Raw genomic sequence first — 26,323 nt, forward strand, 5'->3', positions numbered from 1 at the left:
CTTTCGCCGGTGGAGCGGGAGTCACTGCCGAGAGGGATATGTGGTGCAGACATGTCGGACTCCTTCGTCCGAGTCGGGACGGTGCGTCGGTAGACGGTGCGGCGACGGGGAGCCGGCCACGAAAACTGCCGTGGCCGGCAGCGCATTACTTGTCGCGGTAACCCGTCCGTGCGTACTCGTTGTACGGAGCGGGCTGGACCACCGCCCGGATCCGTTGGAAGGCTCCGGGGTCGGCTACTCCCGTCGGGCCGGGGTGTTCGCCCCAGACGATCGTGACCTCGGTTCCCGGGGCAGCGTGCTGCGTGTCGACACGGGCGATCGAGTGGACCAGCCCGTCACGCGCGCTCGACGCCGCGTACTCCGAGATGCCGACCAGGTCGGAACCAATCTCCACGCGGTCCTTGGTGTAGCTGTGAACCAGTCCGCGGTCGGCGCCGAAAACCCGGTCGAGGTCCTCCCGGTTCCAGACCAGCGTGACCTTGGTTCGGCGGACGGCGTCCTTCTGCGTCCGGAGCGCCTCGCGACCGATGAATTCGTGGTCGAAGGAGATGGATCGTCCGTATCCCAGCTCGTACGGGTTGACGTAGTAGTCCTCGATGTTGGGCGAGTAGAAGCTGCCGCGTAGCGCGGCCATTCCCTCATAGGAGAAGACACTGGTGTGCCGGCGGAACTCGTCCATCCCCGCCGAGGTGTAGATGGCGGGTACCGGGGTGGCCAGCCAGCCACTGTCGACGCCCGCCGTGTAGTAGGCCCGCCCGCCCACCTGAACGATGCCCAGGTCTTCCCCGGCGTCGAGGAGGGCATCCCGAACGAAGTCGTGATGCTCCCACGGGCCGAAGAACTCGAAGCCCGGCTGCCCGGTCATGCCGTGGCGCAGAGCGTAGAACTCACGCCCGTCCAGCGACACCGTGCCGTAGTGGAAGAACTTGACGTCGTCGAGCGTGTCCTTGAACAGCTTGTGGATGAGTGGTCCCGCCTTCGGACCCTGGATCTGCAGGCGGAAGAGGACCGGGTCTCCCTGGCGGATGTCCGAGGAATAGTCCCAGGTCAGGTCGACGTCGTACGTGTCGCGCTGGGCGTGGAAAGCGATCCAGTTGTGGGCAGTGCCGATGCCGGTGACGATGAACCGGTCTGCCGCCGTGCGAGTGAGGATCGCATCCTGGATCAGCCAACCCTCCTCGGACACGGTAATCAGCTGCTTGGCCTGCCCCACCGCGAACTTCTGATAGTTGTTCGCGCTCACCGCGGACAACAGGCGCACCGCGTCCGGTCCCTCGATGAACAGGTCGGTCATGTGATGCGATACCTCGAGCAGCGCGACGCCCTCTTCCCACGCGAGCTGCTCCTGCGCCCAGCCGACGAACTCGGCCGGCACCCGGGGTACCTGGATCGGGGGGACATTGGGCTTCCACAGCAGCTGCATCGGGCCGCCGGCCTTGTCCAGGCCGTCCTGAACGGTATCGGTGGGTGTCAGCCCACCCGTGTCACCCATCCAGTCGAAATCAGGCACGGGTCCTCCTCGTTGAAATCCACGGCCGGTCGATCGGCAGCGGGCTCGGTGGTGCGGCAGCCACGGAGCGACTGCATGGGTTATCGGGTCACGCGGGACTTCCGCACGGACAGTGCGGAGACGTCGTCAGCCGGCCGCCGACTCGGAACTGGACGAGTTCTGACCTTGGCGGGATGGCATGTGGTGTGAGCCGGTGATAGCGAACGTTAGGAAGCCCGGGCTCGCGCCGGAAATGCACAGCAGCTATCTCTACGATCCATCAGCCACATAGCCGGACCTCGCGCGGTGGGTCGTGGTCCGTCGGGCGCCCGTCGGCAGTGCCTCCGTCGATGATCGTCGAGGCCATGTGCTGCCCTTCTCAGGAGCCGATCGAGCCGAAGACGATGGTGGTATTGCCGTGGCGGGCGACTCGGTCTTCGAGATGCCAGCGCACTGCCCGTGAGAGCACCGCACGCTCTACGTCGGCGCCCAGCTGGACGAGATCGGCCGTTGCGTGCCGGTGGTCGACGCGCACGACGTCCTGCTCGATGATCGGCCCCTCGTCGAGGTCGGCGGTGACGTAGTGGGCGGTGGCGCCGATAAGTTTGACGCCCCGCTCTTTGGCCTTCTGGTAGGGCCCGGCGCCGATGAACGCGGGCAGGAACGAGTGGTGGATGTTGATGAGCGGCACACCCACGCTCGCCAAGAAGTTCGGCGTGAGGATCTGCATGTACCGAGCAAGCACGACCAGGTCGACGTTGCCCCGCAGCAGGTCCAAGATCCGCGCCTCTGCCTCTGCCCGATTATCGCGGCTGGCGGGCACGTGGAAGAACGGTACGCCGAACGGGCGGATCTCCTCGGCCAGGTCGGCGTGGTTGGAGACGATCATGGCCACGTTCATGTCCAGCTCGCCACGGCGGTTGCGCCACAGCAGGTCCAGGACGCAGTGATCGGTCTTGGAGACCATGATCGCCACCCGCTTGACCTTGGTGGACTCGGTCAGGGTGAACGTCATGTCGAACCGCTCGGCGACCTCGGCGGCGAAGGAGCGTTCCAACTCCCCGAGCACGGCGGGCAGGCCGGGCAGATGGAACTCCGTCCGCTGGAAGAACTTTCCGTTCTCCTCGGCAGTGGAGAATTGGTCGAGGGTGAGGATGTTCGCTCCGTGCTCGGTCAGGAAGCTGCTGATCGCCGACACGATCCCCGGCTGGTCGGCACACTGGATGAGCAGGCGGCCGCGGTCAGCGTAGTGGGCGCCTCGCACCTTGGCGCTGGGCAGGATCGACGGTGCGGCGCTCGCCGTTGTGCTGGTCGTGGATGTTGCGGTCAGGGTGGTCATAAGGTCTCCGGGTCGGCCGGTTGCTGGCGGAGCGAGGCGCGGGGTTGCGTGAGCCGTCCATCGGCTCGAACGATGGGGGTGCGCGGCGCAGGTTCAGGCAAGGCTTCGCAAGGTGCGCTGGCGCCAGACCTCGGTCGGCTCCAAGTCGTTGAAGGTGAATATGTGGAAGCCGGCGATCGCGTTGTCGGGTTTGCCGATGTGGGGCGCTAGGCCCTTGACAATTTTGTCCGGGTTGTAACCGCCTGGTACGAAGAAGCGCCAAAAGAGGGTTTGCTGCTTCTTCAGGAACTTCGCCGATTCGCCGATGCCGAGGCCGCCGGAGACACGCAGCAACTTCTGCCTGCTGACTGCTCCCGGCGCACCCACGTACACGGGGAGGTCGATGCCGCGCCTCTTGAGCTCACGTGCCCAGGACAAGATCACTCGCGGGTCGAACACGATCTGGGTGGTGATGTGTGTCGCCATCGGGGCTTTCTCCGCGAGTGCCTGGAACAGCACTTCCTCGCTGACCGCCGGATGTCCCTCCGGATGTCCACCAATTCCGATGTCGGTGAAGCCGTGATCCAGTTCGTGCAGGGCGCGCAGGAGCGAGAGCGCATCGCTGAATTCGGTTGGGGTGTCGGTGCGGTCACCGCCGATCACGAACACGTGGGTGATGCCGGACTGCCGGCAGCGGGCGACGACATCGGCCAGGTGGGCCCGGTCGCGCACCTGCTGCGCGGACAGGTGCGGAGCGACCGCGTACCCATGTCCGGCGAGGCTGACCGCTAAGTCAACGGACGCGTCCTGGCCCTTGGCGGGGGAGGCGGTCACCGTCAGCGGGACGTGTTTGGGCACGTGCGCGAGCACGGCCTCTTCGGTCCTCTTGAAGGGGATGACCTCGAACCCCAGTGTCTCGAAGGCCCGGCGCAGCGAAGCGCGGGCCGCCGGTCCCCGGTCGGCGATCGTGCGATCCACTAGTTCCCCTTCGGGTCGGCGGGAGCTGGTCAGCACTGGCTGTTTGGGGACACCCGCTCGCCGACGCTGATCGTTGCCAACGCTAGAAAGGCCGCCCGGCAGCGGGAAATGCGTTGTTGCTATCTCTGCGATCCGTCGGACGCATAGCCGTGATCCGCAGGATGCGAGCGCATCTGCGCTAGCTACCCGTATCCCGGCATATTCGGCACGGGCGTGTTCGGACCGGCGGCATTCATACCGCTCCTTGCTCACCGATGTTTCGCGGGGTCAGCCACGTGCTCGCTGATCAGCCGGTAGTCGCTGCTCGGCCGATCGGCGTCTCCCGCGACGACAGAGGCATCCTGCTCGCCGTGTGCCTCTCCAGGCGGCCCACCCGCTCTCCAGCGCCTACGCATCGGCTGACCCGGGCGGGCGTGTCGCCGATGTTGCGCGCGGGAACCCGGAGGGCGCGGCGGGGGCCGCAGTACTGCGGCACCGGTCGACGGTGACGGTAAACGCCTCGGCCGCGCGGCCCTTTGGCCGGTGGCTGGGCGTCGGCGGCCTGCGCCGGAGTGACGGCGTCGGCTACCGATCGGCCGGATCGTTCTCCTCGGTAGGGCCGCCGGGCGGCCTCAGCGCCGAGAGGATTTCGTCGATCATGCGGTTCCACTCCTGCGCGAAGACGGGATCACGCCAGTCACGGCCCGTGACGAGCTCGGTGAGCTGTGGTAGAGCGGCGGGCGCAGTGGTCACGAGCACCGCGAAGAGCCCGAAGTACTCCGGGGAGAGCGAAGAGCGAAGTCGACCGGCCGCCTGCTCCGTGGCCACGACCTCGATGATTCGCCGGAAGTCTTCTTCACGCTTGGGCCCGAACGGGATATCAAGGCCGTCAGGGTTCACATGTTCCCGGCCTTCCCAGACCAGGTGAGCGACCCCTTCTTCGGAGACGGTGGACATTTCGACTGCGGCATGAGAGATCTCGGAGAGGGAGGACAACTCGAAGGATCGGTAGAAATCGGCTGATTGTGCATGGGCCCTCTCGAGAACCGCCCGTGCGAGTTCCGCCTTGCTCGCGAAGTAGTAGTAGATCACCTGCTTCTTCACTCCGGAGAGCTGCGCGATCGATTCCATTCGTGCCCCGGCGAATCCTGCGCGCGCGAGCTCGCTGGAAGCCGCGGCGAGGATTCGCTCTCGTGTATCCCCGCCGCGTTGGCCCTTGCCGGCGCCTGTCTGGGACATCGATGCTCCTCTATGCGTGGTTGCCATCGACATCCTCCACCGTCAGCTCTCGCTCCCCCACGTGGGTGGTTCAGTGGGGCGATCTGCTGAGAATCGCTCCGGAGCCGAGGTTCATCAGTCCGCTCACCACGGCGACGTTGTCCGCCTTCTTGATCTGGCGGGCACCCGCGCGTCCCTGTACCTGCAACGCAGCCTCGACCCAATGTCCCATCCCGTGCAGCCGGCCCTCACTCAGGTTGCCCCCGTGGGTGTTGATGGGGAACTCACCGTCGATGTCGATCCGCCCTTTCTGAATGAACTCGAAGGCTTCACCTTCGCCGCAGAAGCCCATGCCTTCGAGCCAGAAGTAGACGTCGGGCGCCCATCCGTCGTAGAGCATGGCTGCGTCGATGTCGCTGGGACGCAGTCCGGACGTACTCCAGAGGCCCTCGCCGATCGTCTTCGCGGTGTGCTGCATCTGCTCGAACATTCGCGGACCGATACCGCTGCCGAGGCCACTGATCGATCGTGGCTCGATGCCTTTCGGAATGCCGGACTGACCGAGGCCGGAGACGTACGCCGGGGGGTTCGGCAGATCCTTGGCCCGGTCGGCCCGGGTCATGACGATGGCGGCCACTCCGTCGACCGGAATATCGCAGTCGTAGAGGCACATCGGGTCGGCGATCATTCGAGCGCTCAGGTATTCCTCGACCGTCAACGGCGTGTCGCGGAAGTACGCGTTCGGATTGAGGTTCGCGCCCTTGCGCTGCGCCACGGCGAGCGTCGCGAGGTGCTCGCGCCGGGCGCCGTACAGCTTCATGTACCGCATGTAGGCGGGCGCGAATTCGGCGATCGCGGCCGACTTGCCGTACGGAAGGGTGTAGGCCGAACTGTCCGGCGCTTCCAGGTCGGAGTGCGTGGCCTGGTAGCTACCGCCCGCCACGAACGACATCGCCCGCCAGACGACGGCGTAGTCGCATCGGTTGAGCGCCAGCGCGTGGGCCGCTTGTTCGATCGCGGTGCTCACGTTGCCGGTCTGGGTCTCAGCCCACCACTTGATGTTTTCGATGCCCAGGCTGTTCACGAGCCAGGCCACGCTGACGAACTGCGTTCCGTCCCTGGGCCCCTCGGGGAACTGCGGAAACGTCGCCGCCCCGTCCACGTCGTGAATCGTGATGCCCGCGTCCTGTATGGCGGCCAGGACCGCGTCCTTCGCGAGGAGGCCGAGGGGGCGCGTGAGCCGGCGCCCCACCTGTGAGTGCCCGACGCCGACGATGGCGACCGGGTTGTCATTACTGAACATTGGTACCTCCGGCCAAGCGGAATTGCAGGAGGACCTCGCTACCCCGCGGTTCGAAGTCCGCGATCACGGGGAAGCCGAGTTCCAGGGACTCGAAGTCGTATTCGCCGAGCAGGTTGGTCACGAGGACCAGCGACGGCTGCTCTTCGAGGGCGACCGAAACGAGCACGTACGGTGTTTCGTCCTGAAAGGCAGCGACCCAGGTCTGGTGGACGCGCGTGAACGAGTAAATCGTGCCTCGACCGGAAACCTCGGCCCAGGTGAACTCTTCGCCGAGGCATTCCTGGCAGACCATCTTGCGTCGCTGGCTGTACCAGCCGCAGGAGACACAGCGGGAGAGAACCAGACGGTGCTCCCGGAGTGCGTCCCAGTAGGGCCTGTCCGCTTCTGTGGGGATCGGAATCGGCTTCCCGATGCTTACCGCCATGTCTCGCCTAACTCTTGCAGGAATCGATGGGTGTCATTGGTGCGGTCCCGGCCGGGTGGTCGCCCATTGCGGAGCCGACGATCCCGCGTCCTCCGCGGGGCGGTCCCAGTACAGGTCGACGCCGTCCACGCGGAACGGAAAATCCAGCCGCCGGGACGGCCGCCGGTTCATCTCGTGGACCCGCGTCCCCGTCGGCAGTGACAACGGCAGCTCGATCACCGCGGCGCCGGCGGTGAACTCGGGCTGTGCCAGGAGCGTCGACGTACGCGCCAGGGAGAACTTCGTGACGGAGCCCTGCCCGGTCACCAGCTGGCGGCGCAGTCCGTTGATCGCGGCCGCGGCGAGTTGGTACCCGGTGCTGAAATCGAGGATCTCGACGGGAAGGATCCGCGGCCGGGATCCGTCCACCCGGTGTCCGAGCGAGTTCAGCGGGAGCCGGTGGTCAGGGTCCTCGTTGGCCCACCGGGCATGCTCGTGAGCCAACCCCGAGGCGAACTGGAGGACCGTGTCGAAACCCCGGCGGTGGCTCAGCGGACCCGTCCAGCCGTAGGCGTCAAGGGTGACCTCGACCAGCCCGGGGCTGATCTCGGCCCGCGCGTCCGCGTCGTAGCCCAGAGCGTCGAGAGCGCCCGGTCGGTACCCGTGGACGAACACGTCCGCGGAGGCCAGCAGTTGGCGATACCGCTCCCGCCCCTCGGGGGTCTTGGCGTCCAGCACCGCCCATCGCTTCCCGAGCACGATGTCGTTGGCCTTCATCATCGTCACCTCGTCCCCGTCGGGGGGATCGAGCCGAAGGACCTCCGCGCCCAGAGCGGCCAGGAATCGGGTGGCCATGGGGGCGGCCACCACGCGGGTCATGTCGAGCACCCGCACCCCGAGCAGGGGCCGCAACGGATGAGGTGACCACCGCGCGCTCCGTGACGTCGTGGCGCGAAGGTCGGCGATGGGCTCGTTCGCGACCGCGCGTCCCTGGTCGGACTCCCGCCACTCCGCGAGGGAACGCCCGAAGGCGGCGACGGCGCCGGCACGCACGAGCCGGCTCTCCAGCGCCTCGGCCGACTCCGCCCGACAGGCACGTGCGACGTCGTCAGGATCCTCCGGAACGCCCAAGGCCTCGCACATCCGGCGCCGCAGCGAGGGGAAGGAGGCCTGCACTCGGACCCACCGGTCGTCCGCGGTGAGGTACTCGGCCATCCACCTCGAGTGGATCCCGTGCTGCTCCGGCTCGTCGATGTACCGGGTGGGGGCCAGCGGGACGTCGAACCATGCCACCGACTCCGGCCTGTCGACGGCCACCGCAGGCGCGTCCAGACCGGAGGCTTCGAGCAGGGACGCCACCGAAAGCCCACTGACGGCGAAGGACGCCGCGGCGAGGTCCGCGATCGGGAAGGGCGTTCCCAGATCCCCGTCGCCGCTCACCTGGAGGGAGTCGACGTCGGACGACTGTTCGCCGAGGCTCTCCCAGATCTGCCGGGTGAACCACCGGGTGAGCTCCTGGCCACCCTTCGACGGTGCCAGAGGTGTGGGATCCATTAGTGGAGCCCCAACCAGATGGATTTGGTCTCGGTGTACTCCAAGAGGGCGTCGGGCCCGATCTCCCTCCCGAGGCCGCTGCTCTTCACCCCGCCGAAGGGCACGTTGTTGCTGAACGCCCGCCAGGTGTTGATCCAGACGACACCCGACTCCAGACGGCGCGAGAGCCGGTGCGCCCGCGAGAGGTCGTTCGTCCACAGCCCGGCGACCAGTCCGTACTGGGACTCGTTGGCGATGCGAACGGCGTCCTCCGCGTCCTCGAACCGGATAACCGCGCCCACCGGCCCGAAGATCTCCTCACGGCGGATCCGGGAGGCGGAGTCCGGGGTCGCGTAGAGCGTCGGCTCCACGAAGCGCCCCGTGCCGACGCCGTCGATCTCGGGTCCGCGACGTCCACCGACGAGGAGTTCACACCCGTCGTCTTTGGCGAGGTCGAGGTAGTGCGTCACCTTCTCGTACTGGGGCCGCGAGGCGAGGGGACCGATGTCGGACGCGGTGTCGAGCGGGTCGCCGATCCGGATGTCGGCGACTCGCTGCCTAAGGAGCGCGACGACCTCGTCGTAGATCGGCGCCTGCACCAGGAGGCGGGATCCGGCGTTGCACGCCTGACCGGCGCCCGCCACGATGCCCTTGACGAGAGAGTCCACGGCCAGATCCAGGTTCGCGTCGGCGAAGACGATCTGCGCGCCCTTGCCTCCCAGCTCGAACGTGGTGCGCAGGAAGCGCGGCGCGACTCGCTGTGCGATCGCGGCGCCGGTGGCGGTCGAACCGGTGAAGGCGACCTTGTCGATACCCGGGTCGTCGACCAGCGCTTGGCCGGTGGCGCCGAAACCGGTCACCACGTTCACGACGCCTGCCGGGAGCCCGGCCTCCAGGCCGAGCCGTGCCAGCAGCAGTGTCGAAACCGGCGTCACCTCCGACGGTTTGATCACCATCGTGTTGCCCGCGGCCAGGGCCGGGAACAGCTTCCACCCGAGGAGTCCGAGCGGGTTGTTCCACGGAGTGATCGCCGCGACGACACCGATCGGCTGGCGCAGGGTCCAGGCCTCGTGGTTCGGAAACGCTGGCTCGATCACGTGCCCGACCGGTCCGAGCGCGAGCTGGGCGAAGTACTCCGCGGTTGCGGCGAGTGCGCCGCTCGCACCGCGCATCTCGGCGATCGTCTTGCCGTTCTCGTGCACCTGGGTCCGCGCCAACGCCTCGACGTTGTCGGTGATCGCGCGCCCCCACCGCGAGAGGATCGCCGCCCGCTCGTAGGCCGGCGTCTGGCTCCAGGTGGCGAAGGCTGCCCGCGCCGCGGCGACCGCGCGTGTCACGTCCGCGATGTCGGCCAGGGGCACGTGCCCCCACTCGACGTCGTCGTACGGATCGAAGCACCGGAACGTCTCACCCGTGGTGGACTGCGTCCAGCTGTCTCCGATCAGCATGTCGTAGCGCTGCTCGGTGTTGAACTCGGGGAACCTGGTGGGGCTCATCATTGACCTACCTGATCTGGGAAACGAACGCCCGCGATGCCGGGCTGGGATGCGGCGGGTAGTGCGAGCACGTCATCGGTGTGCTCACCCAGCCGGGGCGCACGGCGGCGTACCTGCGCCGGAGTCCGGGAGAGCCTGGCGATGAAGCCCCGCTGGATCAACGAGTCCCCGGGAACGGTCTGGTAGAAGCCGAGAGACGCCAGCTGCGGGTCGTCCAGCACCTCGTCGGGGCGCTGGACGGGAGCCGCCGGCACCCCCGCCGCCTGCAGTTCCCGGGCCAACGCGTCCTTCGCACGCGACGCACAGGCTCCTCCGACAAGATCGTCCAGCTCTGCGCGGTTGTGAGCCCTGGCGTCGGCGGTCGCGAAGCGTGGGTCCCGGGCCACCGCGTCGAGCCCGAGGACCTCACAGAGCCCGGACCACTCGTCGTCCGACCGGACGGACAGCGCGAGCCAGTCGTCTTCGCCGGCCGTGCGGTAAACACCGTGCGGCGCGTGCCGAGGGTGTCGGTTGGAGTCGCTGCCCGACGGCAGGTCATCTCGGCTGGCGCGGACGATCTCGTGACCCAGGAGACTGGTCACCGCTTCGCGCTGGGAGTGGTCGACGTGAACGGCTTCGTTCGTGCGGTCGCGGAGCCGCAGGGCCGCCAGCGCCAGGCCCGGCGCGACGATGGAGACGAGCTGGTCCGGGTAGTTGACGTTGTTGCCGGTCCACATCGGGAGATCGGGCCCGTAGCCGGTGACCGACATCAGGCCCCCGATGGCCTCGAGCGTGGAGCCGAACGAGATGTAGTCCCGCTCGGGGCCCGTCGACCCCTGGCTGCTCAGCGAGAGCAGGACGATTCGTGGATTCGCGGCCTTCAGCTGTTCGAAGCCGACGCCCAGCCGCTCGAGCACCCCCCGGCGGAAGTTCTCCACCACGAGGTCCGCCTGGGCGACCAGTCGCAGGAACGCCGCGCGCCCCTCGTCGGTCTTGAGGTTGATCGCCACACCGAGCTTGCCGCGGTTGACGGCGTTGAAGGCGGGGCTGGCGTCGGGGTCGATCGATCCGGCTCCCGCCACCTGGGACCAGCTGCGGAAGGGGTCGGTGTACGTCGTCGATTCGACCTTGATGACCTCGGCTCCGAAGTCGGCCAGCACCTGCGACGATGCCGCCCCCGCCGTGATGATCCCGAGGTCGATGACCCGTAGACCTGCGAGCGGCATCATCGGCGTACTCCTCCGGTCGTCACGGCCTGGTAGGGGGCGGCGCTCCGGGCGCCGTTGAAGGTCACCGGCAGAGCAGGCTGGAGGCTTTCCGGCCCGGCGGAGTCCAGGGGCACGAGGAAGCCGCGCTGGCGATATTGCTCAGAACGCAGCAGGTCGGTCGGTGTGTAGATCGGTCCGGCCGGTACGCCGACCGCTTGGAGCCGGTGGTACAACTCGTCTCGCGTGAGTCCGGCGGACAGCTCGTTGATGACCTCGACCAGTTCCCGGGAATGGCGCACCCGCTCCGGATGGCCGGCGAACCGTGGATCGTCGAGACGTTCGGAGCCGAACACGCGAAGGATCGCCGGCCAGTCGGTCGCGCGGTAGTAGAAGCCGAACTGACCGTCGCTGCACTCGGTGATGATCGGCCCGGACCGATCGCCTCGAGTGAGCACGTTGCCGACCTGGTGATACATCCGGCCCTTCCACTCGATGTAGGCGGCGACCTCCAGCAGAGAGGTCTCGACCACTTGGCCGCGCCCGTCCTTGTCGCGCTGGTGCAGGGCGACCATGGCTCCGGTGAAGGCCGCTAGCCCGGCTGAGTACTCGATCTGGTGGCCACCGAGGGCCAGCGGCGCTTGGTCCGGCACGCCCACCAGTGACATCAGCCCCGAGCGCGCCTGAGCGAGGAAGTCGCCCCCCGGCAGCGTGGACTGCGGCCCCGTTCGGCCCTGGTCGGTCACGACGACCACGACGACGTGGTCAGGAAGCCCGCTCGGGACGTCGGACGCCAGGACGATGTCGTAGTCGCCGAGCGACCCGGTCGGCCGAGGGTCCGTCGACATACGTTTGCCGTCGTCCACGTAGTCGCGGACCGCGTTGTCGTAGTCGGCGAGCCGTGGCCCGTAGGCCGTCACGTCAGCGCCGAGGCCGGCGAGGTACTTCCCGCAGAAGGCCAACGCGAGGGAGGAGTCGAGTTCCGCGACTGCCAGGCCTCCGAGCGGGCGGACGGCAGTCATGACGTCACCGCGACATCAGGCATCGGCTGGGCGTCGGCACCGGCGCTCTCGCTACTCATCGGCGCTTCTCCTCGATTCGATCCGGACAATGATCAACTAGTTGGATGAGACATAGGTCTAGGTCACATGTGTGCGAGCGACCGCCTGGCCCGACGTAGGGTGCTGGCATGTCCGCAGCTGTCCAGGCCTCTGACGCCACACCCGAGCGCATCCTTCAGGCCGCAATCACAGAACTCGCCGAGCACGGGTTCGCGGGCCTGCGAACCGATCGCGTCGTCGCGGCGGCCGGGTGCAACAAGCAGCTTCTGTACTACTACTACGGGAGCAAGGCCGGCCTCCGTGACGCTGTTCTGGAGCGGATGGCGAGCGAGTCCGCTCCCCGTTGGGAGCAGCTCGAGGGGCTGGGCCTCGTGGACGCCGTGCGGGTGATCACGGAGACCATGGCGGCCGGCGAGCGACACTGGCGACGCGTACTGGCCTGGGAGGGCGCGGAGCACGTGATCGGGGAGTCCGAGATCGTGCTCGAGGAACTGCGCACCAAGGCGTGGCAGCGGATGGTCCGCGTCTTCGAATCCGCGCAGGCCGACGGCACCCTGTCGGAGAGCGTCGATGCGAAGATCCTGGCCTTGCTGTTCAGCTTGATGACGATGGCGCCGGACACGCTGCCCCAGATCACCCGCATGGTCACGGGGCAGGAGGCCTCGGATCCGGCCTTTGTCGAAGGGCTCGTAGAGACCATCCGCTTCCTGGGGGCGAGCGTCGCGCAGGACGTCAGGTCCTGATCACGCCGGCCGCGTGTAGAGGCTCTTGCCACCACAGACATAGAGAACCTGCCCCGTCGTCGAAGCACCGGCCGGCCCGGCGAAGTAAGAGACTGCCCAGGCGACGTCTTCGGGTTTGCCGATGACGCCGGAGGGCTGAGCCGCGAGGAGTTTTGCCATCACTTCCGGCGTCTCGTTGCGGATGAGCGGAGTGTCGATGAGGCCGGGCGCGACGGCGTTCACGGTGATCCCGAATCGGGCCAGTTCGATGCCGAGCGATCGGGTGAGCGAGACCACGCCGCCCTTCGACGCCGAGTACGCGGATTGCCCGAACCACCCCAGCCATGCCCGCGACGTGATGTTGACGATTCGGCCCGATCGCCGGTCGGCCATCACCCGGGCCGCCGCGCGCGAGCAGTTCATGACGCCCGTCAGGTTGACGGCGAGGGTGCGATTCCAGTCCTCGTCGCTCAGCTTCCTGATCCCGCTGTTGATGCTGATGCCGGCGTTGTTCACCAGGATGTCCAGCGGCCCGTGGCGTTCTTCGCCGACCGCTACCAACGCGTTGGCGGCATCGGCCGAGGTGACGTCGGCGACTGCGGCCGAGGCAGTGAGCCCCGCCGCGGTGAGCTCCGCCGCGGCGCGTTCGGCGCCCTCGGCGGACCGGTCGGCGATCGTGACGGCCGCGCCCTGCGCGGCCAGCTCGGTCGCGATGGCCAGACCGATGCCCTGGGCCGCGCCGGTGACGATGGCGGTCTTTCCCTTGAGCTTCACGATTGCCCCTCAGACGCTCAGGCTCGACAGCAGGCTGGCTCCACCGCAGACGTAAAGCACCTGACCGGTCACATAGCTGCTGCGTGGGTCGGCGAGGAAGACAACGGTCGCGGCGACGTCCTCGACGGCGACGGGCGTGGGCAGCAGGCTGCGCACGTCCTCGACGGACGGGTCGAACGGCGCGACCAGGTTCACCCGCACCTGCGACGGCGCCAGCTCCAGCGCGAGGCTCCGGACCACCGAGGCGAGCGCCCCGGCGACCGCTGCGGCCTCGGCACGCTTTCCGCTGCCTAGCTGGTCCCGACTACCCACGACGACGATCGCCCCGCCGCCGGCGTCGCCAGCCCGGAACGGCCATCGCCGTGCGCCGGCGAGCAACTCGGCAACGACGGTGTCGTTGACCTGCCCTCCGACGAGTCCCGCATCGACCACGACGGCATCGAATGGGCCGCTCTCGTCCGAAGCGACGTCCCACCCGGCGTCCCGCAGCTGGGCGAGAACGGTGTCGGTGAGACTCGTCGGAGCGGACCCGATGAAGACGACAGGCACGTCACCCCTCCGCGGTCAGGATGTGGACGGAGCAGGCGCCGTTGTCGACGCCGAAGATCCCGCCACCGGTCGTGTGGGTCAACGCGACCTGGGCGTTCGGAACCTGGAGATCACCGGCGGTTCCGATCAGCTGCCAGTAAGCCTCGGCGAGCTGCGTCACGCCGCTCGCGCCGACCGGGTGCCCGCGGGAGAGGAGTCCGCCGCTCGGGCTCACCGCGACGCGGCCCCCGATGTTGAACTCTCCGTCCGCGACCGCCTGGTAGGCCTTGCCTCGCTCGGCGATGCCGAGTGCCTCGGCGTGCAGGAACTCCGCGATCGCGAACGCGTCGTGCAGCTCGACCAGGTCCAGGTCGGCCGGCGTGATGCCCGACATCTCGTAGGCCGCCGATGCTGTGCGGTCGGTGATGTCCGGCCAGGTCATGTCGCGGTACGACGTGTGGAACTGGCCCGATCGCACCACGCTGGCGCGGATCCTGGCCGTGGGCCGTCCCAGTTGCTTCGCGAAGGCTTCGCTGCACAGCAGCACCGCCGCGGCGCCGTCGCTGTTCGGGCAGCAGTGGAACAGGTTGAACGGATCGGCGACCGGACGCGATGCTTCGACCTCCTCCGCGGTGACCGCCTTGCGGAGGTGGGCGCGCGGGTTGAGAGCGCCGTTACCGCGGTTCTTCACCGCCACGTTGGTCAGGTCAGCGACCGTCGCTCCGGTCTCGAACAGGTAGCGCTGCGCCCGCATGGCGTAGGTCGCCGGCATGACGACGCCCTGGTCGATCTCGATGTCGGCGGTGGTGAGCGGCAGGGTTCCGCCGCCGAACGCGGACAGGTTCTCCACTCCGACGACCAGCACGCAGTCGTAGACGCCGGCGGCTATTCCCTGCCACGCGAGGTTGGCCGCCGATCCGCCGCTGGCGCAGGCGTTCTCGATGGTGAACACGGGCTGGCCGGAGACCCCGACCCGCTGCAGGATGCGCTGCGCGACGAGGGAGCCGCCGTACACGGAGCCGACGAAGCCGGCCTGAATCGCGTCCGGCGTGACTCCGGTGTCAGCGAGCAGCGTCGCCGCTGCCGACACGCCGAGGTCGGCGGCCGACAGCGTCTTGTGCTTGCCGAAGGGGTGCACGGCCGCCCCAGCGATGTAAACGTTCGTCATTTCCGATCACCTCCGGAGAGTGCGCGCGCCACGTAGGACACGAGCGGCGTCCCGTCCTTGTTGCCGATCTCGCCCACCGTCAGCGCAACGGGGGTGTCCGGCGTCAGCGCGGACTCCCCCTCGGTGTGGGCGAGCACCCGCACGCCATCGATGTCGACGTAGCTGAGGACATAAGGTGCGGGGAATCCGGGCGGGCCGACGCGGACGACCGTGGAGGCGTAGGCGATCCCGGTCGTGCCGCTGTCGACGTCGGTCAGGTTCGTTCCGGCGCACCGCGAGCAGATCGCGACGGGCGGGAACCAGCGGCTGGCGCAGTCCCGGCACTCGGTGATGCGCAGGTGCACCCCGTCGTCGTCGTGAGTGAAGTACTCGCCGGCGACGACCTTGGTCGCGACGCCGGTCGGGGCGGTTTCGTTGCCCATTACTGTCCTCCGTACTTGGGGGCGCGTCGTTCGCCGAAGGCCCGGCGTCCTTCGGCTCGGTCCTCGGTATCGCGCAACAGACCCCACATCGCCTGCTCCATAGCGATCGCCTGGCTGAGCGGGAGCTCGTAGCTGCGCTGGGCGAGCTGGGTCATCGCCCGGACGGAGAGCGGGCCGTTCGCCGCGATCCGGTGCGCCAGTTCGAGTGCGGCGCCGAGCAGTTCGTCCGGCTCGTACACGTCGCTGACCAGGCCGACGCGATGCGCCTCGGCGGCGTCGATCCGATCGCCGGTCAGCACCATCTTCATCGCCACCGCCGGCGGGACGGCCCGGAGCAGGAGCGATAGGCCGCCGACCGCCGGGAGGCTCGCCCAGCGAGCCTCCGGCAGGGAGAACGTCGCGTTGGTCGAGGCGATCCGCAAATCGCAGTTCAATGCGATCTCCAGACCGCCGCCCACGGCGTGACCGTTGATGGCGGCGATGAGCGGTTTGCCGACGCCGATCTCGTTGAGCGTGATGGCCCGGACGTAGCCGCCGTCGTGTGCACCGTGTTCCCACGGCCCGAGCAGCGCCTTCGCGAAAGGACTGCCTTCCGGCGGTGTGCGGCGCAGGTCGGACCCGGCGCAGAACGCACGGCTGCCGGCTCCGGTCACGATGGCGACGGCGAGCGAGTCGTCGTCGCGGAAGTCTTCGAGGGTGCGCCGCAGCAGAACCATCGACTCCGGGTCGAGGGAGTTGTGGACGTCCTCCCGATCGAGACGCACGATCAAGATCGCGTCGTCTCGCTCCGTGCTGACACCCGGGCGCGGTGATGCGTCGATCTCCGACATCAGATGTCTCCCTTCTTGCTGGTGCGGCCGATGAGCCGCGGGTCAGGACGCCTCGGAAGCGAACGACCGTCGCTTGCGCAGCGGGACGCTCGGGTCCTGTAGGTCGCTGATCGGGACGACGGCGCCCGACGCGATGAGAGCCTTCCCGGCAGCGAAATCGGCCGGGCTGGAGAGGGCGTCGACCGCGCGCACCACGCCGTCCCGGAGGTAGAAGACCGAGAAGCGGCGCCCCGACGTGACGTCACCGCGGATCGCCACGGCGTCGCAGCCCACCGTCGATCCGGCGGCCTGCAGCTTGACGTCGTACTGGTCGGACCAGAACCACGGAAGGTCGTCGTAGCGCCGTCCCCGGCCGAGGATGTCCTCGGCTACGAGACGTGCCTGGGCCGCGGCGTTCGGCATGGACTCGAGCCGCCGCAGGCCCCCGTTCAGCGGATCGGGGTGTCGAGCGACGTCACCGATCGCGTAGACGCCGGCGACCCCGGCCCGGCAGAACTCGTCGACGACGATGCCGTTGTCCACGTCCAGGCCGGCCCGTGCGGCGACCTCGTCGTTGGGCACCATCCCGATGCCGATCAGCACCTGGTCGACCGGGATTCGTGAGTCGTCGGCCAGCACCACCGCGGAGACGTTTCCGTCCTCGACCTGATAGCCCTCGACCTGGGTCGAGAGCCGGACGTCCACGCCTTCCTCGGTGTGGACGCGGAGGAAGAACTCCGAGACGACGGGTGAGGTCACGCGGGCGAGGAGCCGGTCGGCGGCCTCGATCACCGTCACCCGGGCGTCCAGACCCCGCAACACGGCGGCCACTTCGAGCCCGACGTACCCGCCTCCGATGACGGCGAAGCGGGATTCTGCGATCGTCGTGGACCGGAGACGCTTCACGTCGTCGATGGTGCGGACGTAGTGGACGTTGCCTGCGCTCCCGAGCCCGGAGTCCGCGATGCGACGCGGGCGCCCGCCGGTGGCGAAGACGAGGCGGTCCCATTCGAGCACCGAACCGTCGTCACATCCGGCCTTCCTTCCCCCCAGGTCGACCCACTCGACGGCCACGCCACGGTGCACCGTGACGTCGTGGTCCCGGTAGAAGTCCGCAGGGCGCAGGTACAGCTCCGGGGTGTCCACCTCACCCCGGAGGTAGGCCTTCGAAAGCGGCGGCCGGGTGTAAGGGAAATGCGGCTCGGAACCGACCAACGTCACCGGACCCTGGTGGCCACCGGCCCGTAACGCACCCGCGAGTTCGCCTGCCGCCTGTCCCGCCCCGACCACGAGAACGCGCGCGTTCTCAGCCGGCTCCGTCATCGCTGCGTCGCGGGAACATGGACGACGATGCCGTCGACCGCGTCGGTCAGCGTGATCTGACAGCACAGCCGACTCGTCGACGTGGGTTCCTCCGACGTGACGTCGAGAAGGGATTCCTCGTCATCGCTCCGCGGATCGAGCTTCCCGAACCATGTCTCGTCGACGAAAACGTGGCACGTCGCGCAGGAGAGGTCACCCCCGCACTCACCGATGATCCCCGGCACGAGGTTCTCGACCGCGACCTTCATCAGGCTGCGGCCCTCTGCTGTGCACGTGGTGCTGCTGCCGTCAGGCTGCACATAAGTCACTCGTGCCATGACTCTGGTACTCCGATCAGTGCGGGTCTCTTGCGAGAGTTCAGAAGTGGCCGATGACGGGGCACCGCGACGCGTCGCCGGTCCCGTCGTGGGCGTAGTCGGCCTCAGCGATTTCCGGCAGCATCTGGACGGCGGTCATGACGTCCCGTGCGTGCTCGATGACGAAGGCCCGCATCACCGGGTTGGTCGCGGTGATGTAGTCGCCGCGGAGCAGGCCGTCGACTGCGGCCCGCGCCACGTCCCGGGTGTTCTGCGCGTGCGGCTCGATGGCCTGGGCCAGTTCCGGCGAGGATCGGACGAGGTCGAGGACCTTCTCGGTGCGAACCCAGCTGGGCGTCAGCAGGGTGACCGACACACCGGTTCCCTCGAAGTCCCGGCGGGCCGTGTCGGCGATGCCCAGCGTCGCGTACTTCGCGGTCGTGTAGGCACTCGCCGCGAAGACGTGCGGGGGCACACCGAGCGAGTGCTCCGACCCGACCAGGAGCAGCCGGGCAGCACGCCCTGACCGGGCCGTGTCGATCAGCGCCGGGCCGAACGTGTGCACCGTCGAGAACGTCCCGAAGACGAAGACGTCGAACATCGCACGGACGTCGGCGAGGTCGTGCTCCCAGATGCGTCCGCCGCCGTTGCCGGCCATGACGCTCACCACGGCGGTGGTCACCGGACCGAACTGCGACTGCGCGGTCTCTACCACCAGCCGCAGTTCGTCCGCGTTTCGCACGTCGGCGTGGACGTAGGCGGCCGTACCGCCGGCGTCCGTGATCGCGGCGACGGTCTGCGCGCCGCCCTCGTCGTCGATGTCGCTGACGACCACGCTCGCCCCGCGAGCGCCCAGCTCGAGGGCGATCCCTCGCCCTACGCCAGATGCTCCGCCGGTGACGACGGCAACCTCGCCGTCGAGCCTCGTCGGGTTCTCGGTCACGAAACCCTCGCCACGGGGAGCGAACGGATCTGGTTGATGAACGTGGACCAGCCCCGCTGCGGCGCACCGTTGAGCCGGAGACGGAAGTCGCGCTTTGCCATCTCCTCGAACAGGATTCGCAGCTCGAGCTTGGCGAGCGCGTTGCCGATGCACCGATGCGGGCCGCTACCGAACGCCAGCGAGGCGGTCTCGGTTCGCCATGGGTCGAACTCGTCCGGGTTCGCGAAGACCGCAGGATCACGGTTCGCCGCGGTGAAATAGAGGTTCAGCAGGTCGTTCTTGCGAACCGGCTGGCCGCCGACCACGGTGTCCTGGGTCGCCGTGCGCGACATGAACATCGCCGGCGTGATGTACCGCAGGAACTCGTCGATGACCTTGTCCGGGCCGAGTTCCTGGATGCCGCGGAACGTCTTCTCGGCGATCTCCGGGCTTTCGAGGATCATGCGCATGGACTGACCGATGAGCGTGTGCGTCGTCTCGAAACCCGCGGCCTGGAGCAGGTTGAGGAAGTCGTAAGCCTCAGCCTCGGTGATCTCACCGCGCTCTGCCGCGTGGATCAGCACACTCGTCATGTCCGACTGGGGATTGCGCAGCTTCTCCGGGACGAGTTTCTCGCGGTAGTAGGTGAACGTCCGGCTCAAGACCTCGCCCACCGCGTTGACATCGGCGGTCTGCATCGCCTCGAAGGCGGCGAGCGTCTGGTCCACGATCCACTGCCGGTCCGCGGCCGGTACGCCCTGCACACGTGCGACGACGAAGGAGGGGATGATCTGGGCGACCTCGAGGATGTAGTCGAACTCGTCGAGGCGCTCGATCCGCTCGAGAACCTCCACCACGATCTCGCGTACCCACGGGTCGAAGTTCTTGACGATCCGGGGCCCGAAGGCCGCCGCGGCCACCCGGCGCACGGAGCTGTGCCGCGGCGGATCCATCATCATCAGGTTGTTGTAGAGCGGATTCTCGGCCGGGTCGGGCGACAGATTCGTCGACGGCCAGGCCCCTCCCGGCTGAGAGGCGAACAGTGCCGGGTTGGACTCGATTTCCACGATGTCGGCGAACCGGGTCACAGCCCAGAAGCCGCCATTCGCCGTCGCAATTTCGGTGGGCTGCCAGTGGAATCCCGGCGTTTCGCGGAGGCGGGCGAATGCTTCGTGCGGCACGCCTGGCGCGAACGTCTGAGGGTCGGTCAGGTCGGGGATCTGGGTTGTCTCAACACCCGTGGTCACGATTCCTCCTCGAACCGTCGATGCGTCCTCGCATCGGGTGGAGGGGAGCGTATGCCAACTAGTCAGTTGAGTCAACGAATAGCCTGCTAGCGGATACTTCCGGCTCCGGCCCACGTGCGCGTGGCGGCGACGTCCCGCGCGATCTGCCCGATCAGGTCGGCGGTGCCCTCGAACCGGCGTTGCGGACGCAAGTGACGGTGCAGCTCGACCCGGATGAGCCGTCCGTAGAGGTCACCGGCCCAGTCGAGCAAATACGCCTCGAGTAGTCGGACCCCCTCGCCGCCGTAGTACGTGGGGCGGCGGCCGACCGAGACCACGGCCGGCACGGCGCCTGTCCCGGCGTCGTCCAGGAGGACGGCGCCCGCGTAGACGCCGTCCAGCCGCACCGCGTCGGTGTCGTGCAGGTTCGCGGTGGGGAAGCCGAGCAGGCGGCCACGGCGGTCGCCGGGCCGCACCACTCCCTGGACCACGATCGGCCCGGTCACGACTCCCTTCCGGCCGCGCGGTGCACCACGTCGGCCCATTGTTCGAGCCAGGCTCGGAGCCGGGCGCTCTCGCCGTAGTCGCGGTCGAGGAGGTAGAGCCCGGCCGTCGGGCAGGTGGCACCGATCTCCACCAGCACCGGCTTCAGCAGCACGTCGGGAGCGAGCGCATGGGCCTCCCCGGCCCCGAGCATCAGCGGAACCGCGGTCACCCCGGCCAGGCCGGTCTGCCCCTCGAAATGGTCGAGGAAGAGTTTGAGCAGACCGGTGTAGGTGGCCTTGTAGGTCGGGGAGGCGATCACGGCCAGGTCCGCGTCCTTGACCTTCTCCTTCGCCTCGGCGACCGCTGGGTCACCCCACCCGAGGAGGGCGGGGCCGAGCTCGGTCAGTTCGATCAGTTCGACCGACTCCGCGCCGAGAGCACGGGCGACGATCTGGGCGGCCTCCGCGGTCCGGGACGCGCGCTTGGGATTGCCGACGACGGCGACTGCCTTCATCGAGGGTCTTCTCGGTGCCGTAACTGCCGGTAGGTGCCCTGGAAGAAGAGCAGTGGATCGCCCTTGTGCCAGTCCGGCGTACTCATCTCCGAGACTTCGCCGACGATGATCAGGTGGTCACCGGCGTCGTGCTCGGCCCACGTGGTGCAGTCGAGCCACATCACAGTGTCGGCCAGCACCGGGTTGCCCAGGGCCGAGGAGTGCCACGAGACGCCGGCCCACTTGTCGGTGCCACTGCGGGCGAACTGGTTGGAGATCCGCTGCTGGTCGTGGGCCAGGACGTTGACGCAGAAACGCTCGCTCGGCCGGATCCGCGGATAGCTGGTGGAGGTCTTCTGCACGCTGAAGGAGACCAGCGGCGGAGCCATCGAGACGCTGTAGAAGGACTGGCAGGTGAAGCCGACCGGCTCGGCGCCTTGAGCGCCGGTGATCACCGTGATGCCGGAGGGGTAGTGGCTGAGCGCGTCGCGGAACCGGCGTGGGTCGACGAACATGGTCGTCATGCCTGCACGCCCCGGAAGGGTTCGCGCAGGCCGCGCTTCTCCAGCTCGGTCAGCACGCTTCCCGGAGCCACCAGGCGCTTGACGCCGTCGGTGAAGTCCGGCCAGGTCAGCAGGACACCGTCGAGACCGATCTCGCTGATCTCCTCCAGCTGGTCGGCGATGTCCGAGGCGGTGCCGACCAGGATGGGTCCGCCCGAGCCGGCCGCGAACCGCTGGCGCATCGACCGGATCACCTCCTCCGGGATGTTGCTGGTCACGCTGGCGCTCAGGGCCGCGGCCTGCCAGGCGTCGAGCAACTCGTTCTCCGCCATCGGGCCGGTGAAGTACTCCAGGTACTCCTCCGCCTCGGCGCGGGAGTCGCGCTGCACGACGGCGCAGTAGGTCCAGACGCCGACCTCACGGCCCTTCGCGCGGGCGGTGCTCTTGAGCTCGTCGACCTTCGCCTTGGCGTCGCTCCCGATTGCGTCGGGCACCGTGAAGCAGACGTCGGCGTACGTGGTGGCGTAGTCCATCCCGCGGGGCGACGATCCGGCGTTGATGATCGGGAGATACGGCTTCTGCAGCGGCTGAGGCCGGGACAAGCCACCCTTGACCTCGTAGAACTCGCCCGTGTAGTCGAACTCCTCCTTCTCCGTCCAGAGCTTGGTGAGGATCTGCACCCACTCCTCGAGCTCGGCGTACCGGGCCTCGTGCTCCCGGAGCCCCACCCCGAACATGTCGAGTTCGATCGCGTTCCAGCCGCCGACGATGTTGAGCGCGAACCGCCCGCCCGACATCAGGTCGATCGTGGTGCACTGCTTGGCCGCGAGCACCGGGTGCATCACCGAGCCGTGCACGGTCGCGATGTGGGTCGTGTACGACGTGACCTGGGACAGCCCCGCCGCCCACGTGAACGGGTCGACGACCTGGGCCACACCGGCCTCCGGCATACCCGGGACGTAGCCCTTCCACCGGGCGTACCCGAGCGAGGCCTCCAGCCCGGCCTGGTCAGCGATCTTCGCGACCTCGACGATGCGGTCCCAGTGGGGGCGCCACACCTCCGGGACGCGGGTCAGTGTCGCGCCACCGTTGGTACCGAAGAGCCCGAGCTTGAGTTTGTTCGGGCTGTCGATCAAAGGATTCATTGTCACTCCTGGTTCAGTGGAGAGCCGGCCGCCGCAGGCGGACCCTCGGGAGGCGGAGATTCGGGTACGCGACCGCCGTCAGCAGGACCAGACCCTGGATGAGCCCCTGGACGGCCGCGGAGGCGCCGAGCGCGAGGATGAACTGCGAGAGCATCGTCATGAACAGCGCACCGACGACGGCGGCGACGAGGCTGATCCGGGTGCCGGTGACGGCGGCGCCGGCCACGACGAGAGCGGAGATCGACGAGATGAGGTAGGTGCTGGTGGCGCCGGAGCTGCCGGCCCCGACGAATCCGGCGATCAGCACGCCGGTGACGCCGAACAGGAACCCGGCGATGCCGTAGGCGCCGACGAGAGAACGGATCACCGGCAGGCCGGCGGCTCTGGCTGCGTCGGGGCTGGATCCGGTGGCGACGAAACGTCGTCCGAAGGTCGTCAGCCGGACCAGCACCAGCAGCACGATCACGACGCCGGCGGCGATCCAGAAACTGGTGGCGATGCCGGCCACCCGGCTCGTGGCGAAGTGGGTGAGGCTGTCCGGGACCAGGATCTGCTGCCCGTTGCTGACCAGGTAGGCCAGGCCGAGGAACAGACCGTTGGAGGCCAGCGTGGCCACCAGCGGGCTGAGCGCCAGCCGGGACACCAGTAACCCGTTGCCTGCCCCGGCCAGCACGCCCACGACCAGCGCGATCGTGACGGCCGAGAGCGGGGCGACGCCGCTGTCGGTGAGCTTCGCGACGATCATCCCGGTCAGCGCGATGATCCCGACCAGGGAGAAGTCGAAGCCGCGCTGCATGACGACCACCGCCTGCCCCAGCGTGGCGACCGCCAGCAGCCCGAACTCGGGCATCATGTTGGCCAGCGAGCGCCCGGTCGCCGCGTTGGGTGTCGCGGCGAGCATCACGAGGTAGAGCGCGGCGACCGCGATCCAGACCCACTTGTAGGGCGAACCGGCCGCCCAGCGGGCGAGGGATTTGACACTCATGGAGAACACATCTCTTCCGACCGATCGGCGGTCTACCGGGCCGGCCTGCGCCGGGCGAGGGAGTAGATGCAGACCGCGACGATGGTCACGAGGGCCACGAGGATCTGCTGCCAACCCGCGCTCAGACCGAGGTACGGCGTCGCCGTCTGGATCTGGACGAGGAGGACGGCCGCGCACAGCACGCCCCAGAAGCTGCCCCGGCCGCCGGTGAGAGCGACCCCGCCGACCACCGCGGCGGCGACGCTGGTGAGCACATAGCTCTCACCGGCGGTCGGATCGCCGGTACCGGTCTGGCCGATCAACAGAACACCGGCGAGGGCGGCCAGCGCAGCAGAGCCGACGTAAGCGATGAAAGCCACCCTAGTGGCGCTGATTCCCATCGCGTGGGAGGCGTCGCGGGAGCTTCCGACCGCTTGTACGGCCTTGCCGGACACCGTGTGTGTCCGCCAGAGTTCGAGCGCGGCCGCGACGACCACGGCCACGATGAGGGCGAGCGGAATCGGGCCGAACGATCGAGTGATCTGGTTGAGGAGGGACGGGGCGATCAGCCCTCCGGCCTGGGGACGCAGTATCAGCGCGACCGCGGCGAGCACCGTCCACATGCCGAAGCTGGCCATCATCGGGGGGATCTTGAGGAGGGCGCCGAGCCCCCAGTTGCTCACCCCGACGAGCACCGCGGCGAGCACGACGAAGAGCCAGCCCTGGACGTCGTAGCCGGCGCCCGCGCCGATCAGGTAGTAGGACGCGATCACCGGGACGATGGACATCAGCGGTCCGATGGACAGATCGAAGCCGCCCTGCATCAGGACCAACGCCTGCGCGGAGGCCGCCACCGCGAGGATGGCGCCGAGGCCCAGGACGAGGCTGATGTTGCGGGTGGTGAGGTAGGTGTCGTCGCTGATCTGGGCTGCGATCGCCAGCAGGAGGGTCAGCACGAGCAGCACGGGCACCGGCACGACGTCGTGGCCGAGCAGCGATTTCCACCGGGACGGGGCGACGGCCCGGTGGTCGTGCGTCGACGACGCGCGGAGTACCGCGTTCGTGATGGCTGCCTCGGACAGATCGTTGCCGGCGAGCTCGGCGACGATCTGCCCACGGGACATGACGACCACCCGGTCGCAGACCCCGGCGAGCTCGCCGTTGTCCGACGAGAGCATCAGCACGCCCGCACCGGTCGCTGCGACGTCGCGGATGTGCGTGTAGATCTCAGTCTTCGCCCCGACGTCGACCCCCTGGGTGGGCTGGTCGAGAACGAGGAGACGCGGGGAACCGGCTAGCGCTCCGCCCATGACGACCTTCTGCTGGTTCCCGCCGGAGAGCGAACCGATCGGGGCGTCCGGGGAGGCCGTCTTCACCGAGTACCGCCGGAGGATCTCCGCGCCGTCTCGTCGTTCGAGGCGCGGTGAGACGAAGCCGAACCGGGCCACCGACCGGATACCCCGGATCATCGCGTTCTCGCGGACGGACAGATCGGGGAAGACGCCCTCGCGGTGACGATCGGCGGGGACGTAGGCGACTCCGGCCTTCACACCGGCGACCGGGTTGGAGATCCGCGCCGGATAGCCGCCGAGCTTCAACTGGCCGGTGTACTTCTGCAGGCCGGCGATCGCCCGGGCGAACTGCGCCTGACCGTTGCCGTCGATCCCGGCGAGGCCGACGACCTCGCCGGAATCGATGACGAGATCGGCGCCGCGGAAACCGTCGCCCTGCAGTCCGTAGGCCTCCAACACCGCCGGTTCGCCCCGGAAGCGCTCCGTCACCGCCTCCTTGACCGGGTACTGGGCGTCCAGCGACCGGCCGATGATCAGCTCGATGATCTGCGCCTCGTCGAGATCCGCGGTTTCGCGGGTCCCGCGGTTCACCCCGTTGCGCAGCACCGTGACGCGATCGGAGATCTCCCGGACCTCTTTGACGCGGTGGGAGATGTACACGACGGCGGAACCGGTGGCCGCCAGCTCCCGCACGACCCGGAAGAGCCGTTCGACGTCCGCGGCCTTGAGGTGCTCGGACGGTTCGTCGAGGAGGAGCACCGCGGGGCTCTGGCAGAGCGCGCGAGCGAGTTCGACGATGAACTGCTGCTCGGGGTTGAGGTGGTCGGCCCGCATGCGCGGGTCGATGTCCGGGCGGTCGTCCCAGGCGTCGAGGCAGGTACGTGCCCAGGCGACCACGTCCTTGACCGGCGGGCGCATGCCCGCCGGCACCGCGAGCAGGATGTTGTCGGCGACGGTGAGTTCGCCGAGCAGGGCCGGGTGCTGGCGCACGATGGCGAGGCCGGCCGCCCGCGCGGCGGTGGCGTCGCCGCGCACGTCGTGCCCGTCGACGACGGCCTGACCGGCGTCGGGCACGAGCGCGCCCGACGCGATGGCCATCAGGGTCGATTTCCCGGCCCCGTTCTCGCCGATGAGGCCGTGGATCTGGCCGGCCGGCACCTCCAGGGTCACCTCAGAAAGCGCCTGCACCGCCCCGAAGGCCTTGCTCACGCCCTCCAGCCGCAGGCGCGCGGTGGTCGTCGTGCGGTCAGCGCTGACCCGTTGCTGTGTCGTCTCGGTCATTGATCCA

The 26,323-nt window shown here is 68.4% G+C and carries 26 protein-coding genes; 1 reads left to right on the top strand and 25 read right to left on the bottom strand.

Features of this window, described 5'->3' with window-relative positions; all coding sequences use genetic code 11:
* Nucleotides 1-145: 145 nt before the first annotated feature.
* From BUB75_RS42275 to BUB75_RS42320, 10 genes are all read right to left on the bottom strand, one after another.
* On the bottom strand, nt 146-1,510 hold the full coding sequence (locus BUB75_RS42275; RefSeq protein ID WP_218618110.1) for a hypothetical protein: 1,365 nt from the start codon (nt 1,508-1,510) through the stop codon (nt 146-148).
* Between the two features lie 358 nt (nt 1,511-1,868).
* Nucleotides 1,869-2,828 carry a formyltetrahydrofolate deformylase gene (gene purU / locus BUB75_RS42280; protein WP_084742468.1) on the bottom strand — a complete coding sequence of 320 codons (960 nt, stop codon included), beginning with the start codon at nt 2,826-2,828 and terminating at the stop codon, nt 1,869-1,871.
* Between the two features lie 93 nt (nt 2,829-2,921).
* The gene (locus tag BUB75_RS42285; protein ID WP_073266234.1) at nt 2,922-3,785 is read right to left on the bottom strand and encodes a methylenetetrahydrofolate reductase; all 864 of its coding nucleotides are present in this window, start codon (nt 3,783-3,785) and stop codon (nt 2,922-2,924) included.
* A gap of 564 nt (nt 3,786-4,349) precedes the next feature.
* A complete protein-coding gene (locus tag BUB75_RS42290) occupies nt 4,350-5,003 on the bottom strand; it encodes a TetR/AcrR family transcriptional regulator (protein WP_073266237.1) in 654 nt (217 codons plus the stop codon).
* A gap of 70 nt (nt 5,004-5,073) precedes the next feature.
* A complete protein-coding gene (locus tag BUB75_RS42295) occupies nt 5,074-6,234 on the bottom strand; it encodes a thiolase C-terminal domain-containing protein (protein ID WP_218618111.1) in 1,161 nt (386 codons plus the stop codon).
* 40 nt (nt 6,235-6,274) lie between these two features.
* The gene (locus BUB75_RS42300) at nt 6,275-6,709 is read right to left on the bottom strand and encodes a Zn-ribbon domain-containing OB-fold protein (RefSeq protein ID WP_073266241.1); all 435 of its coding nucleotides are present in this window, start codon (nt 6,707-6,709) and stop codon (nt 6,275-6,277) included.
* Nucleotides 6,710-6,742: 33 nt separating this feature from the next.
* On the bottom strand, nt 6,743-8,242 hold the full coding sequence (locus tag BUB75_RS42305) for a CoA transferase (protein ID WP_084742470.1): 1,500 nt from the start codon (nt 8,240-8,242) through the stop codon (nt 6,743-6,745).
* A complete protein-coding gene (locus tag BUB75_RS42310) occupies nt 8,242-9,717 on the bottom strand; it encodes an aldehyde dehydrogenase family protein (protein ID WP_073266243.1) in 1,476 nt (491 codons plus the stop codon). The genes BUB75_RS42305 and BUB75_RS42310 overlap by 1 nt, the downstream gene beginning before the upstream one ends.
* On the bottom strand, nt 9,717-10,925 hold the full coding sequence (locus tag BUB75_RS42315) for a CaiB/BaiF CoA transferase family protein (RefSeq protein WP_084742472.1): 1,209 nt from the start codon (nt 10,923-10,925) through the stop codon (nt 9,717-9,719). The genes BUB75_RS42310 and BUB75_RS42315 overlap by 1 nt, the downstream gene beginning before the upstream one ends.
* The gene (locus BUB75_RS42320; protein WP_073266247.1) at nt 10,922-11,923 is read right to left on the bottom strand and encodes a CoA transferase; all 1,002 of its coding nucleotides are present in this window, start codon (nt 11,921-11,923) and stop codon (nt 10,922-10,924) included. Before BUB75_RS42320 ends, BUB75_RS42315 begins: the two co-directional genes overlap by 4 nt.
* A gap of 167 nt (nt 11,924-12,090) precedes the next feature.
* Between BUB75_RS42320 and BUB75_RS42325 the strand changes: the two genes are divergently transcribed.
* Complete coding sequence (locus tag BUB75_RS42325) at nt 12,091-12,705, top strand: TetR/AcrR family transcriptional regulator (protein ID WP_073266249.1); 615 nt, start codon at nt 12,091-12,093, stop codon at nt 12,703-12,705.
* Here BUB75_RS42325 and BUB75_RS42330 read toward each other — a convergent pair whose 3' ends face one another.
* Genes BUB75_RS42330 through BUB75_RS42400 form a run of 15 tightly spaced genes read right to left on the bottom strand, consistent with a single transcriptional unit; the run spans nt 12,706 to nt 26,316 of the window.
* A complete protein-coding gene (locus BUB75_RS42330; protein WP_073266251.1) occupies nt 12,706-13,458 on the bottom strand; it encodes an SDR family NAD(P)-dependent oxidoreductase in 753 nt (250 codons plus the stop codon). It abuts the gene before it with no gap.
* Nucleotides 13,459-13,467: 9 nt separating this feature from the next.
* A complete protein-coding gene (locus tag BUB75_RS42335) occupies nt 13,468-14,007 on the bottom strand; it encodes an SDR family oxidoreductase (RefSeq protein WP_073266253.1) in 540 nt (179 codons plus the stop codon).
* Nucleotide 14,008: 1 nt separating this feature from the next.
* The gene (locus BUB75_RS42340) at nt 14,009-15,154 is read right to left on the bottom strand and encodes a thiolase family protein (protein ID WP_073266255.1); all 1,146 of its coding nucleotides are present in this window, start codon (nt 15,152-15,154) and stop codon (nt 14,009-14,011) included.
* Entirely contained in the window at nt 15,151-15,576 is a 426-nt protein-coding gene (locus BUB75_RS42345) for a Zn-ribbon domain-containing OB-fold protein (protein WP_073266257.1), read from the bottom strand. Before BUB75_RS42345 ends, BUB75_RS42340 begins: the two co-directional genes overlap by 4 nt.
* Nucleotides 15,576-16,406, bottom strand: coding sequence for an enoyl-CoA hydratase/isomerase family protein (locus BUB75_RS42350; RefSeq protein WP_073266259.1), 831 nt, complete (start codon nt 16,404-16,406; stop codon nt 15,576-15,578). The genes BUB75_RS42345 and BUB75_RS42350 overlap by 1 nt, the downstream gene beginning before the upstream one ends.
* A gap of 42 nt (nt 16,407-16,448) precedes the next feature.
* Nucleotides 16,449-17,708: an NAD(P)/FAD-dependent oxidoreductase gene (locus BUB75_RS42355; RefSeq protein ID WP_073266261.1), complete on the bottom strand. Its 1,260-nt coding sequence runs from the start codon at nt 17,706-17,708 to the stop codon at nt 16,449-16,451.
* Entirely contained in the window at nt 17,705-18,025 is a 321-nt protein-coding gene (locus BUB75_RS42360) for a 2Fe-2S iron-sulfur cluster-binding protein (RefSeq protein ID WP_073266263.1), read from the bottom strand. Before BUB75_RS42360 ends, BUB75_RS42355 begins: the two co-directional genes overlap by 4 nt.
* Before the next feature lie 40 nt (nt 18,026-18,065).
* Nucleotides 18,066-18,947 (bottom strand): SDR family NAD(P)-dependent oxidoreductase, encoded by an 882-nt coding sequence (locus BUB75_RS42365; protein ID WP_073266265.1) that lies wholly within the window; start codon nt 18,945-18,947, stop codon nt 18,066-18,068.
* Nucleotides 18,944-20,248, bottom strand: coding sequence for a cytochrome P450 (locus BUB75_RS42370; RefSeq protein WP_143175777.1), 1,305 nt, complete (start codon nt 20,246-20,248; stop codon nt 18,944-18,946). Before BUB75_RS42370 ends, BUB75_RS42365 begins: the two co-directional genes overlap by 4 nt.
* A gap of 11 nt (nt 20,249-20,259) precedes the next feature.
* A complete protein-coding gene (locus BUB75_RS42375) occupies nt 20,260-20,658 on the bottom strand; it encodes a riboflavin kinase (RefSeq protein ID WP_073266268.1) in 399 nt (132 codons plus the stop codon).
* Nucleotides 20,655-21,152, bottom strand: a complete 498-nt coding sequence (locus BUB75_RS42380) for an NADPH-dependent FMN reductase (RefSeq protein ID WP_073266269.1) — start codon at nt 21,150-21,152, stop codon at nt 20,655-20,657. The genes BUB75_RS42375 and BUB75_RS42380 overlap by 4 nt, the downstream gene beginning before the upstream one ends.
* Entirely contained in the window at nt 21,149-21,655 is a 507-nt protein-coding gene (locus BUB75_RS42385; RefSeq protein WP_073266270.1) for a flavin reductase family protein, read from the bottom strand. The genes BUB75_RS42380 and BUB75_RS42385 overlap by 4 nt, the downstream gene beginning before the upstream one ends.
* Entirely contained in the window at nt 21,652-22,779 is a 1,128-nt protein-coding gene (locus BUB75_RS42390; protein WP_073266271.1) for an LLM class flavin-dependent oxidoreductase, read from the bottom strand. The genes BUB75_RS42385 and BUB75_RS42390 overlap by 4 nt, the downstream gene beginning before the upstream one ends.
* A gap of 13 nt (nt 22,780-22,792) precedes the next feature.
* On the bottom strand, nt 22,793-23,764 hold the full coding sequence (locus BUB75_RS42395; RefSeq protein WP_073266272.1) for an ABC transporter permease: 972 nt from the start codon (nt 23,762-23,764) through the stop codon (nt 22,793-22,795).
* A 32-nt stretch (nt 23,765-23,796) separates the two neighbouring features.
* Nucleotides 23,797-26,316 (bottom strand): ATP-binding cassette domain-containing protein, encoded by a 2,520-nt coding sequence (locus BUB75_RS42400; protein ID WP_073266273.1) that lies wholly within the window; start codon nt 26,314-26,316, stop codon nt 23,797-23,799.
* Between the last annotated feature and the right edge of the window lie 7 nt (nt 26,317-26,323).

The organism is Cryptosporangium aurantiacum (assembly GCF_900143005.1).
GTDB classification, from domain to species: Bacteria; Actinomycetota; Actinomycetes; order Mycobacteriales; family Cryptosporangiaceae; genus Cryptosporangium; species Cryptosporangium aurantiacum.